Here is a 10,754-nt window from a genome sequence, read left to right as displayed (position 1 = left end):
AGCGGGGCCTTACCTTTTAAGCCGGCAGAAAAGTGGCGGAGCTGCAGGAACGTGGTTGCGTTGCAGTGGGGCGGCAGGAAAGTGGTGGAGCTGCAGGAACGTGGTTGCGCCACAGCGATCCTGCACCGCGGGCACTTTCCTGGCGGACGACGTCGGGCACTTTCCTGGCGGACGACCTCGGGTGGCGGGGGAACGGCAGGAAAGTGGTGGAGCTGCAGGGGAGTGGGTGCGCTGCAGTGGTGGCGGCAGGAAAGTGGTGGAGCTGCAGAAACGTGGTTGCGCCACAGCGATCCTGCACCGCGGGCACTTTCCTGGCGGACGACGTCGCACCGCGGGCACTTTTCTGGCGGACGACGTCGGTCGGTGGGGGAGTGAGAAGAGTAAAGTACATCACACCGAGGGGCGTGTCTCGGCGTGGATTCGCCTTCTGCCCTGATATCTGGAAGACTGGACAAGTTGTTCAAGCGCTTGCGCGCGCGGTTTGAGATACCGTCCCGATCAGGATAATGCCTGATGCAGGGTCGGTGTTCACCGGGCGGTTAGCCCAAATATGACCACCCCCATTTCAGTTCGGCTGGAAACGTGGAAGCAAACAGAGGGATCAGTTTGCAGAAAATCCGCGACACGCCCGAGCGCGGGGGTCGGTACCTCCACAGGGTGAGGAACCCGGAAACTTCCGGATTCAGTCTGTGGGAGGAGCGCCAGTGCAACGGGCGCAGCACGTGCAGGAACTGACAGTTATTCAAGAATTCTTGAGAGAGAGAGTCGAGACGCCATGGCGGGACAAAAAATCCGCATCCGGCTGAAGTCGTATGACCACGAGGTCATCGACGTATCAGCACGGAAGATCGTTGAGACGGTGACGCGCGCAGGCGCTACGGTAGTTGGCCCAGTGCCCCTGCCGACGGAGAAGAACGTGTACTGCGTTATCCGCTCACCGCACAAGTACAAGGACAGCCGCGAGCACTTTGAAATGCGTACTCACAAGCGTCTGATCGACATCATTGACCCCACGCCCAAGGCCGTTGATTCGCTGATGCGTCTCGACCTGCCTGCGGACGTGAACATCGAAATCAAGCTGTAAGGGAGAGCGGATCATAATGTCTACTTCACTTACGCGTCAGGTCAAGGGTCTTCTGGGCACCAAGCTCGGAATGACCCAGGTCTGGGACGAAAACAACCTGCTGGTACCGGTTACTGTCGTCCAGGCTGACTCCAACGTCATTACCCAGCTCCGCTCAGCGGACCAGGACGGCTACACAGCTGTCCAGATCGGCTTCGGCCAGATCGACCCCCGCAAGGTGACCAAGCCACTGGCCGGTCACTTCGAAAAGGCCGGCGTCACGCCGCGCCGCCACGTGGTTGAGCTGCGTACCTCCGATGCTGACACCTACTCGCTGGGCCAGGAGCTCTCCGTTGAGATCTTCGAAGCCGGCCAGAAGGTCGACGTCATCGGCACCACCAAGGGCAAGGGCTTCGCAGGTGTCATGAAGCGTCACGGCTTCCACGGCGTCGGCGCATCCCACGGTGCCCACAAGAACCACCGCAAGCCCGGCTCTATCGGTGGCGCGTCCACCCCTAGCCGCGTCTTCAAGGGTATGAAAATGGCAGGCCGTATGGGTGCCGTTCGTCAGACCACTCTGAGCCTCACAGTTCACGCTGTGGATGTCGAGAAGTCGCTGCTGCTGATCAAGGGTGCCGTTCCCGGCGCCCGCGGCCAGGTCGTCCTCGTGCGCACCGCCGTGAAGGGAGCATAGTTAGATGGCTGTCAACACTGTAAAGGTCGATCTCCCCGCAGAGATCTTCGACACGCAGACCAATGTGCCCTTGCTGCACCAGGTTGTCGTGGCTCAGCTTGCTGCTGCCCGTCAGGGTACGCACAAGACGAAGACTCGTGCAGAGGTATCCGGCGCAGGCCGCAAGCCGTTCAAGCAGAAGGGGACAGGTCGTGCCCGTCAGGGTTCGATCCGTGCCCCTCACATGACCGGTGGCGGCGTCGTCCACGGACCCACCCCACGCGACTACAGCCAGCGCACCCCCAAGAAGATGAAGGCTGCCGCTCTGCGCGGTGCCCTCTCTGATCGGGCACGCAACGGCCGTATCCACGTCCTCGAGTCCCTGGTGTCCGGCGACAAGCCGTCCACCAAGGGTGCAATCGAAGCGCTTCGCAGCATCTCGGAGCGTCCAAACTTGCTCATCGTTATCGAGCGCGCCAACGATCTCACGGCACTGTCCGTGCGGAACGTCCCGGAAGTACACGTCCTCTATGTTGACCAGCTCAACACCTATGACGTGCTGGTTTCCGACGACGTGATCTTCACGAAGGCCGCTTACGACACGTTCGTCGGGTCAGCTGACTCGACCGTAGATGCTGACGAGAGCACAACAGCTACGGAGGACGCCAAGTGAGCGCGACCATCTCCAAAGATCCCCGCGACGTCGTCCTTGCGCCGGTCGTCTCGGAAAAGAGCTACGGCCTGATCGACGAAGGTAAGTACACCTTCCTGGTCGACCCTCGCTCGAACAAGACAGAGATCAAGTTGGCCGTGGAGAAGATTTTCTCCGTCAAGGTCGATTCGATCAACACACTCAATCGTTCGGGTAAGCGCAAGCGCACCCGCTTCGGCTGGGGGCAGCGTAAGGGCACCAAGCGTGCCATCGTGACCCTCAAAGAAGGAACGATCGACATCTTCGGCGGTCCGCTCGGTTAGGGCGGAGACCACTTTAACGAGGAAATGACACATGGCTATTCGTAAATACAAGCCAACAACGCCTGGCCGTCGCGGCTCAAGCGTTGCTGACTTCGCAGAAATCACTCGGTCGACACCGGAGAAGTCCCTGGTGCGTCCCCTCCCCAAAAAGGGTGGACGTAACAACACCGGCAAGATCACGACCCGTCACAAGGGTGGTGGCCACAAGCGCCAGTACCGCCTGATTGACTTCCGTCGCCACGACAAGGACGGCGTTGACGCCCGCGTTGCTGAGATCGAATACGATCCCAACCGCACGGCTCGCATCGCGTTGCTCCACTACGTTGACGGCACCAAGCGCTACATCGTTGCACCTAACCGCCTGAAGCAGGGCGACATGGTGGAAGCCGGTTCCGGTGCTGACATCAAGCCAGGCAACAACCTGCCACTGCGGAACATCCCGGTTGGTACCGTGATCCACGCTGTGGAACTGCGTCCAGGCGGCGGGGCCAAGATGGCTCGCTCGGCCGGTGCGTCAGTCCAGCTGGTTGCCAAAGAGGGCCGCTTCGCGCAGCTCCGCCTCCCCTCCGGTGAAATCCGCAATGTGGATGTTCGCTGCCGGGCCACCATCGGTGAAGTTGGAAACGCAGAACAGTCCAACATCAACTGGGGCAAGGCCGGCCGTATGCGCTGGAAGGGCGTCCGCCCAACCGTTCGTGGCGTTGCCATGAACCCGGTTGATCACCCACATGGTGGTGGTGAAGGTAAGACCTCTGGTGGCCGTCACCCGGTGAACCCGAACGGTAAGGCCGAAGGCCGTACCCGCCGCAAAAACAAAGAGAGCGACTCACTGATTGTGCGTCGCCGTCGTTCCGGCAAGAACAAGCGATAGGAGCCTGGAGACATGCCACGCAGCCTGAAGAAAGGCCCCTTCGTCGATCAGCACCTTTTTGTGAAGGTAGCTCGTGAAAACGACAAGGGCACCAAGAACGTCATCAAGACGTGGTCCCGCCGCTCAATGATCATCCCCGACATGCTGGGGCACACGATCGCCGTGCACGACGGGCGCAAGCACATCCCGGTGTTTGTCACAGAGTCAATGGTCGGGCACAAGCTCGGCGAATTCGCTGCGACGCGGACCTTCCGCGGCCATGTAAAGGACGACCGCAAGGGCAAGCGCCGCTAGGCGCTGCTCGAGCGGCAGAAGACGAGAGAAGGAAAGCAATGGAAGCCAAGGCAGTTGCGCGTTTTTCGCGTGTCACGCCTATGAAGGCCCGGCGCGTCGTCAACCTGGTTCGTGGCAAGCAGACGAATGAGGCTCTGGCAATACTGAAGTTCGCCCCACAGGCAGCTTCAGAGCCGGTATTCAAGGTAGTACAGTCGGCGGTCGCCAACGCCCGTGTCCTCGCGGACCGGGACGGCATCGCATTCGATGAAGATAACCTGATCATCAGCGAGGCATTTGTTGATGAGGGCCCCACGATGAAGCGGTTCCGACCGCGCGCCCAGGGCCGTGCGTTCCGCATCTTGAAGCGGACCAGTCACATCACAGTTGTAGTAGCAACCCCTGAGAAAGCGCAGGTCCGCTAGTGGGACAGAAAGTAAACCCGCATGGGTTCAGGCTCGGTATCACCACGGACCACCGTTCGCACTGGTTTGCCGACAGCAACAAGCCAGGTCAGCGGTACAAGGATTACGTCCGTGAGGACATCAAGATCCGTCAGCTCATGGCGACGGGCATGGACCGCGCCGGTATCGCCAAGGTAGAGATCGAGCGCACCCGTGACCGTGTTCGTGTGGATATCCACACTGCACGTCCCGGCATCGTAATCGGCCGCCGCGGCGCCGAAGCAGACCGTATCCGCGGCGAGCTGGAGAAACTGACCGGCAAGCAGGTTCAGCTGAACATCCTCGAGGTCAAGAACCCCGAGATGGAAGCCCAGCTTGTGGCCCAGGGCGTTGCCGAGCAGCTCTCCTCACGCGTGGCATTTCGCCGTGCGATGAAGAAGGCTATGCAGTCGGCGCAGCGTGCAGGAGCCAAGGGCATCCGTGTTCAGTGTTCCGGCCGTCTGGGTGGCGCAGAAATGAGCCGTTCCGAGTTCTACCGCGAAGGCCGTGTGCCCCTGCACACCCTCCGCGCGAACATCGATTACGGTTTCTTCGAAGCCAAGACCACCTTCGGCCGTATCGGCGTGAAGGTCTGGATCTACAAGGGCGACATCACCGCCAAGGAGCTCGCAGCCCAGGCTGCAGCTGCACCGTCCCGCGGACGCGGCGGCGGAAGCGACCGTCCGAGCCGTGGCCCAGCTGGCGCTGACCGTGGCGGAGACCGCGGTGCAGACCGTCGTCGTCGTAACCCGGCCGGCTCCGCTCCTACCGAGGCGCAGGCAACTGCCGCACCGGCTGAAGCTGCAGCTCCGGCAGCAGCGGAAGGAGGACAGGCTTAAATGCTTATCCCTCGTCGAGTCAAGTTCCGTAAGCAGCACCACCCGGGTCGTTCCGGCGCTGCAACCGGTGGCACTGAGGTCAGCTTCGGTGAGTGGGGTATCCAGGCGCTGAGCCCGGCTTACGTCACCAACCGTCAGATTGAAGCTGCACGTATTGCCATGACCCGCCACATCAAGCGTGGCGGCAAGGTCTGGATCAACATTTATCCGGACCGCCCACTGACCAAGAAGCCTGCTGAAACCCGTATGGGTTCCGGTAAGGGTTCCCCAGAATGGTGGGTATCCAACGTCAAGCCGGGTCGGGTTCTTTTCGAACTCTCCGGTGTATCAGAAGAGGTAGCCCGCGAAGCATTGCGCCTAGCAATCCACAAGCTGCCGTTGAAGGCACGCATTGTGCGTCGTGAAGGTGGTGAGTAGACATGGCTATTGGTTCAAAGGAACTGACATCCGAGCAGTTGGACGGCTTCGATCGTGATCGCCTGGTCGAAGAACTCCGCAAGGGTAAGGAAGAGTTGTTCAACCTTCGCTTCCAGTCCGCTACGGGTCAGTTGGAAAATCACGGGCGTCTGCGCTCAGTGAAGCGCGATATCGCACGCCTGTACACGGTGATGCGTGAGCGTGAGCTCGGCATTCGGCCTGACTTTGTTGCTCCTGTTGAGGAAGCAAAGCCTGAAAAGGCCAAGAAGTCCAAGAAGGCCTCCACCAAAGACGCCCCGGATGCGGGCACGCCTGACGCAGGCACCGAGGCTTCTAAGGAGGACGCCAAGTGAGTGAACAGAAGAGTGAAGCAACGACGTCGGACGATCTCGCCCGCGGCTACCGTAAGACCCGTCGTGGCTACGTAGTCTCGGACAAGATGGAAAAGACCATCACGGTCCAGGTTGAGGACCGGGTGAAGCACGCACTGTACGGCAAGGTTCTTCGCCGCAGCACCAAGGTCAAGGTCCACGATGAAGAGAACACCGCCGGCATCGGCGATCACGTTCTCATCAGTGAGACCCGCCCGCTGTCCGCTACCAAGCGGTGGCGTCTGGTCGAGGTAATCGAGCGCGCCAAGTAGGCTCCCGCAAGGGAACCAGCTTTAACGACTGGGCCCCGGAGGTGAGATCGCACTGCGATTTCACCTCCGGGGCACTTTCGCGATAAGATGAAAATCTTGTCTGTCCGGTGGGTTAGAGGTATGAGCTTCCACACCGGCGATTGAGACAAAAGCCCGATAATCTTGTTCAGCATTCTTTGCGTTGGCGTGTTCGCGCCCGCGCAGGCTGAGGACCAGTATTACGGGGCCAACCCATATCCGTTCCGCAAGGCTCGTATAGAGAACCAGCGCGACGACAGGAGTAATAAGTGATTCAGCAGGAGTCGCGGCTTAAGGTCGCCGACAACACGGGTGCCAAGGAAATCTTGACAATCCGTGTTCTCGGTGGATCTGGACGTCGCTACGCAGGCATCGGCGACGTAATTGTCGCCACCGTCAAGGATGCAATTCCCGGCGGTAACGTAAAGAAGGGCGACGTCGTCAAGGCGGTCATCGTCCGCACCAAGAAGGAACGCCGCCGCGCGGATGGTTCCTACATCAAGTTTGACGAGAACGCTGCGGTGATCTTGAAGACAGACGGCGACCCGCGCGGTACGCGTATCTTCGGTCCCGTCGGTCGCGAACTCCGTGACAAGCGCTTCATGAAGATCATCTCGCTAGCGCCGGAGGTGCTCTAACCCATGGGAGCGAATAAGACAGTGAAGTTCAAGATCAAGAAGGGTGACCTGGTACAGGTCATCAGCGGAGCCAAGCAGGAACGCGGCGGAGACCGCGGCAAGCAGGGCAAGGTTCTGAAGGTATTCCGGGAGAACAACCGGGTCCTCGTCGAGGGAATCAACCGCGTCACCCGCCACACCAAGGTCGGACAGTCGCAGCGCGGCTCGAAGACTGGCGGCATCGAGGTCATTGAAGCCCCCATCCACATCAGCAATGTTGCAGTGGTTGACCCCGAGACCAACAAGCCAACCCGCGTTGGCTACCGCATCGATACCGTCGAAAAAGACGGTAAAGAGCGTACGGTCCGGATTCGCGTCGCCAAGGCATCAGGGAAGGATCTCTAATGACTACCGAAGCCGTAGAGACAAAGATCTCCCCGCGCCTGAAGACGCGCTACGCCGCTGAAATCAAGTCCGGACTGCAGGAAGAATTCGGTTACACCAACGTCAACCAGGTCCCACGACTGGTCAAGGTTGTTGTGAACATGGGTGTTGGAGATGCCGCCAAGGACTCCAAGCTCATCGATGGTGCTGTACGCGACATGACCCAGATCACTGGTCAGAAGCCTCAGGTCACCAAGGCCCGCAAATCGATCGCTCAGTTCAAGCTGCGCGAAGGAATGCCGATCGGCTGCCACGCAACGCTCCGTGGCGACCGGATGTGGGAATTCGTAGACCGTCTGGTGTCACTGGCGCTGCCCCGTATCCGCGACTTCCGTGGCCTCAGCGGCCGCCAGTTCGACGGAAACGGCAACTACACCTTCGGGCTCACGGAACAGTCAATGTTCCATGAGATCGACCAGGACAAGATCGACCGCGTACGTGGCATGGACATCACCGTTGTCACCACCGCAAAAACCGATGACGAAGGTCGCGCACTGCTCAAAGCGCTCGGCTTCCCGTTTAAATCCGAAGATTAATCTAACTACGTTCCAGGTCCGTACCGGGCAGGGTAGGGCGCAAGTCCAACACCCTAAACCGGGCCCCGGAAACCGTTACGAGGAAGGGCAAGAGCCCACATGACAATGACAGATCCTGTGGCAGACATGCTGACACGTCTGCGCAATGCAAACTCCGCATACCACGACACCGTGAGCATGCCATACAGCAAGCTCAAAGCTCGCGTCGCCGACATCCTGAAGGCTGAAGGCTACATCGCAGGCTGGAAGGAAGAGGAAGCGGAGGTTGGCAAGAAGCTGACCATCGACCTCAAGTTCGGTCCTGAGCGCCAGCGTTCAATCGCCGGCATCCGCCGCATCTCCAAGCCCGGGCTCCGCGTTTACGCGAAGTCCACCAACCTGCCGCACGTGCTGGGTGGCCTTGGGATTGCAATCCTGTCAACGTCCTCCGGACTGCTGACAGACCGCCAGGCATCCAAGAAGGGCGTGGGTGGGGAAGTCCTCGCCTACGTCTGGTAGCCGGAACAGAGAAGGAGTAAACACATGTCACGTATTGGACGTCTCCCCATCTCCGTTCCCGCGGGTGTTGAGGTAAAAGTCACCGGTAACCTGGTGTCCGTCAAGGGAGCCAAGGGGGAGCTGAGCCACACTGTGCCCAGCCCGATCCTGGTGGATCTCGACGAGAGCACACTGACCGTCACCCGGCCGAACGACGAGCGCGAATCGCGTTCGCTGCACGGCCTGACACGCACGCTGATCTCCAACATGATCATCGGTGTCACTGACGGATACAAGAAGAACCTCGAAATTGTCGGCACCGGTTACCGCGTGCAGGCGAAGGGTTCCGACCTGGAGTTCGCACTGGGCTTCAGCCACCCGGTCGCCGTCAAGGCACCGGAGGGCATCACTCTGACCGTTGAGGGACCTACCAAGGTTTCCGTCTCCGGCATCAGCAAGCAGCAGGTCGGCGAAGTCGCCGCAAACATCCGCAAGCTGCGGAAGCCGGACCCCTATAAGGGCAAGGGCGTGCGCTACGCAGGCGAAGTTGTTCGCCGTAAAGTCGGAAAGTCTGGTAAATAATCATGGCTATCAGCATTAATAAGAAGCGAAGCTCAAAGAGCAAGTCCGCCCAGCGCGGACGCCGCCACCTCCGTGTGCGCAAGCGCATCACCGGAACCGCGGTCCGCCCGCGTCTGGTAGTCAACCGGTCTGCACGTCACATGTTCGTTCAGGTTGTGGACGACGGTCTGGGTGTCACGGTTGCTTCGGCATCCACCCTCGAAGCCGATCTGCGTGCATTCGACGGCGACAAGACCGCCAAAGCTAAGCGCGTGGGCAACCTCGTCGCAGAGCGTGCCAAGGCTGCAGGAATCGAAGCAGTAGTCTTCGACCGCGGCGGCAACAAGTACCACGGCCGTATTGCCGCCATCGCTGATGGCGCCCGCGAAGGTGGGTTGGCACTGTGACCGAGGAAAACAATGCAAAGGAACCTGAATTGAGTACAGGTACTGATCAGCCTGCCGCTGCAGCTCCGGCTACAGAGGCACCCGCAGCGGCAGCAGCCGACGACCGCAAGGGCGGTGCCCGCGGAGAACGTGGTGGCCGCAGCAGCGGCGCCGGTGGCCGTGACGGTGGCCGTGGCGGTCGCGACGGCGGCCGTGGTGGCCGTGACGGCGGTCGTGGCGACGACAAGGACAAGTTTGTCGAGCGCGTGGTTGCTATCAACCGTGTGTCAAAGGTAGTCAAGGGTGGACGGCGTTTCAGCTTCACCGCCCTGGTTGTCGTTGGCGACGGTAACGGAATGGTCGGCGTCGGTTACGGCAAGGCCAAGGAAGTTCCGTCAGCTATCGCAAAGGGCGTTGAAGAGGCCAAGAAGTCCTTCTTCAAGGTCCCCCGCATCGGTGGCACGGTCCCTCACCTGGTGCAGGGCGAAGCGGCCGCAGGCGTAGTCCTGCTCCGCCCGGCCTCCCCAGGTACCGGCGTTATCGCCGGTGGCCCGGTGCGTGCTGTGCTGGAATGCGTCGGCATCCACGATGTTCTGTCCAAATCACTCGGTTCTTCGAACGCCATCAACATTGTTCACGCAACTGTTGACGCGCTGAAGCGGCTGGAAGAGCCTCAGGCAGTAGCCGCCCGTCGTGGGTTGCCGCTGGATCAGGTGGCTTCCTCGTCGATGCTGCGCGCAATGCAGGAACAAAAGGCAGGTGCGTAATGGCAACTCCCAAGCGCGTGTTAGTAAGCTCAGCGAAGCTTGAAATCACCCAAATCAAGTCCGTCATTGGCGGCAAGCAGAACCAGCGCGACACCCTGCGGTCTCTCGGCCTCAAGCGCATCGGACACACCGTTGTCCGTACCGCTGATGCCGTCACTGTTGGCATGGTCAACACGGTTCCGCACCTCGTGAAGGTTGAGGAGGCCAACTAATGGCAGAGAAGAATGTGGCAGCAGCCACGGTCAAGTCGGATAATGAGCGCGTTCACGCGCTCAAGGTCCACCACCTGCGTCCCGCCCCTGGAGCGAAGACCGCCAAGACCCGCGTGGGCCGTGGCGAAGGCTCCAAGGGTAAGACTGCAGGACGCGGTATGAAGGGAACCAAGGCCCGTTACCAGGTCAAGGCAGGCTTCGCAGGCGGACAGCTTCCCCTGCACATGCGCCTTCCCAAACTGCGTGGCTTCAAGAACCCATTCCGGGTCGAGTTCCAGGTAGTAAACCTGGATAAGATCTCGGAGCTTTACCCCAACGGTGGCGAGGTGTCAGTCGACAGCCTGGTCGCCAACGGTGCGGTTCGTAAGAACCAGCCCGTGAAGGTACTGGGCACCGGCGACATCACCGTCAAGGTTGATGTCACTGTGCACGCGTACTCGGCTAGCGCTGCAGAGAAAATCACTGCAGCCGGCGGTTCGGTCACCGGACTCTAATTCAGAGCCGCTGTGATCTACCCGATCTAGCAACTAGACTCTTGG

Annotated in this window: 21 protein-coding genes; all 21 read left to right on the top strand. The window is 60.3% G+C overall.

Annotated features, from left to right (window positions below):
* Positions 1 to 375, top strand: a 375-nt coding sequence (locus K728_RS21690; RefSeq protein WP_237742072.1) for a hypothetical protein, incomplete at its 5' end; no start/stop codon positions are given.
* A 400-nt stretch (positions 376 to 775) separates the two neighbouring features.
* On the top strand, positions 776 to 1,084 hold the full coding sequence (rpsJ, locus tag K728_RS0101395; RefSeq protein WP_003803825.1) for a 30S ribosomal protein S10: 309 nt from the start codon (positions 776 to 778) through the stop codon (positions 1,082 to 1,084).
* A gap of 16 nt (positions 1,085 to 1,100) precedes the next feature.
* Complete coding sequence (rplC, locus tag K728_RS0101390; RefSeq protein ID WP_024475622.1) at positions 1,101 to 1,757, top strand: 50S ribosomal protein L3; 657 nt, start codon at positions 1,101 to 1,103, stop codon at positions 1,755 to 1,757.
* Positions 1,758 to 1,761: 4 nt separating this feature from the next.
* Positions 1,762 to 2,409, top strand: a complete 648-nt coding sequence (rplD, locus tag K728_RS0101385) for a 50S ribosomal protein L4 (RefSeq protein WP_024475621.1) — start codon at positions 1,762 to 1,764, stop codon at positions 2,407 to 2,409.
* Positions 2,406 to 2,711, top strand: coding sequence for a 50S ribosomal protein L23 (gene rplW / locus K728_RS0101380; RefSeq protein WP_019481495.1), 306 nt, complete (start codon positions 2,406 to 2,408; stop codon positions 2,709 to 2,711). The genes rplD and rplW overlap by 4 nt, the downstream gene beginning before the upstream one ends.
* A 31-nt stretch (positions 2,712 to 2,742) precedes the next feature.
* Complete coding sequence (gene rplB / locus K728_RS0101375; RefSeq protein ID WP_024475620.1) at positions 2,743 to 3,582, top strand: 50S ribosomal protein L2; 840 nt, start codon at positions 2,743 to 2,745, stop codon at positions 3,580 to 3,582.
* Between the two features lie 12 nt (positions 3,583 to 3,594).
* Positions 3,595 to 3,876 (top strand): 30S ribosomal protein S19, encoded by a 282-nt coding sequence (gene rpsS / locus K728_RS0101370; RefSeq protein WP_019481497.1) that lies wholly within the window; start codon positions 3,595 to 3,597, stop codon positions 3,874 to 3,876.
* Positions 3,877 to 3,914: 38 nt separating this feature from the next.
* The gene (rplV, locus tag K728_RS0101365; protein ID WP_024475619.1) at positions 3,915 to 4,280 is read left to right on the top strand and encodes a 50S ribosomal protein L22; all 366 of its coding nucleotides are present in this window, start codon (positions 3,915 to 3,917) and stop codon (positions 4,278 to 4,280) included.
* The gene (gene rpsC, locus K728_RS0101360; RefSeq protein ID WP_019481499.1) at positions 4,280 to 5,137 is read left to right on the top strand and encodes a 30S ribosomal protein S3; all 858 of its coding nucleotides are present in this window, start codon (positions 4,280 to 4,282) and stop codon (positions 5,135 to 5,137) included. The genes rplV and rpsC overlap by 1 nt, the downstream gene beginning before the upstream one ends.
* Positions 5,138 to 5,554, top strand: coding sequence for a 50S ribosomal protein L16 (gene rplP / locus K728_RS0101355; RefSeq protein ID WP_019481500.1), 417 nt, complete (start codon positions 5,138 to 5,140; stop codon positions 5,552 to 5,554).
* Between the two features lie 2 nt (positions 5,555 to 5,556).
* Positions 5,557 to 5,907, top strand: a complete 351-nt coding sequence (gene rpmC, locus K728_RS22300; protein ID WP_024475618.1) for a 50S ribosomal protein L29 — start codon at positions 5,557 to 5,559, stop codon at positions 5,905 to 5,907.
* The gene (gene rpsQ, locus K728_RS0101345; RefSeq protein WP_019481502.1) at positions 5,904 to 6,197 is read left to right on the top strand and encodes a 30S ribosomal protein S17; all 294 of its coding nucleotides are present in this window, start codon (positions 5,904 to 5,906) and stop codon (positions 6,195 to 6,197) included. Before rpmC ends, rpsQ begins: the two co-directional genes overlap by 4 nt.
* Positions 6,198 to 6,484: 287 nt before the next feature.
* The gene (gene rplN / locus K728_RS0101340; RefSeq protein WP_019481503.1) at positions 6,485 to 6,853 is read left to right on the top strand and encodes a 50S ribosomal protein L14; all 369 of its coding nucleotides are present in this window, start codon (positions 6,485 to 6,487) and stop codon (positions 6,851 to 6,853) included.
* Between the two features lie 3 nt (positions 6,854 to 6,856).
* Positions 6,857 to 7,237: a 50S ribosomal protein L24 gene (gene rplX / locus K728_RS0101335; RefSeq protein ID WP_019481504.1), complete on the top strand. Its 381-nt coding sequence runs from the start codon at positions 6,857 to 6,859 to the stop codon at positions 7,235 to 7,237.
* Complete coding sequence (gene rplE / locus K728_RS0101330; protein WP_019481505.1) at positions 7,237 to 7,812, top strand: 50S ribosomal protein L5; 576 nt, start codon at positions 7,237 to 7,239, stop codon at positions 7,810 to 7,812. Before rplX ends, rplE begins: the two co-directional genes overlap by 1 nt.
* A gap of 99 nt (positions 7,813 to 7,911) precedes the next feature.
* Positions 7,912 to 8,310 (top strand): 30S ribosomal protein S8, encoded by a 399-nt coding sequence (gene rpsH, locus K728_RS0101325; protein ID WP_019481506.1) that lies wholly within the window; start codon positions 7,912 to 7,914, stop codon positions 8,308 to 8,310.
* Positions 8,311 to 8,334: 24 nt separating this feature from the next.
* Positions 8,335 to 8,871, top strand: coding sequence for a 50S ribosomal protein L6 (gene rplF, locus K728_RS0101320; RefSeq protein WP_024475617.1), 537 nt, complete (start codon positions 8,335 to 8,337; stop codon positions 8,869 to 8,871).
* Between the two features lie 2 nt (positions 8,872 to 8,873).
* A complete protein-coding gene (gene rplR, locus K728_RS0101315) occupies positions 8,874 to 9,257 on the top strand; it encodes a 50S ribosomal protein L18 (RefSeq protein WP_019481508.1) in 384 nt (127 codons plus the stop codon).
* Entirely contained in the window at positions 9,254 to 10,003 is a 750-nt protein-coding gene (gene rpsE / locus K728_RS0101310) for a 30S ribosomal protein S5 (protein ID WP_024475616.1), read from the top strand. The genes rplR and rpsE overlap by 4 nt, the downstream gene beginning before the upstream one ends.
* Positions 10,003 to 10,215, top strand: coding sequence for a 50S ribosomal protein L30 (rpmD, locus tag K728_RS0101305; protein WP_019481510.1), 213 nt, complete (start codon positions 10,003 to 10,005; stop codon positions 10,213 to 10,215). Before rpsE ends, rpmD begins: the two co-directional genes overlap by 1 nt.
* Complete coding sequence (rplO, locus tag K728_RS0101300; RefSeq protein WP_024475615.1) at positions 10,215 to 10,709, top strand: 50S ribosomal protein L15; 495 nt, start codon at positions 10,215 to 10,217, stop codon at positions 10,707 to 10,709. Before rpmD ends, rplO begins: the two co-directional genes overlap by 1 nt.
* Positions 10,710 to 10,754: the final 45 nt, after the last annotated feature.

The sequence above is a fragment of the Arthrobacter sp. CAL618 genome (assembly GCF_000468215.1).
Lineage (GTDB): Bacteria > Actinomycetota > Actinomycetes > Actinomycetales > Micrococcaceae > Arthrobacter_D.
Note: the sequence above shows the minus strand (reverse complement) of the source record. Positions and strands in the feature narration are given on the sequence as shown.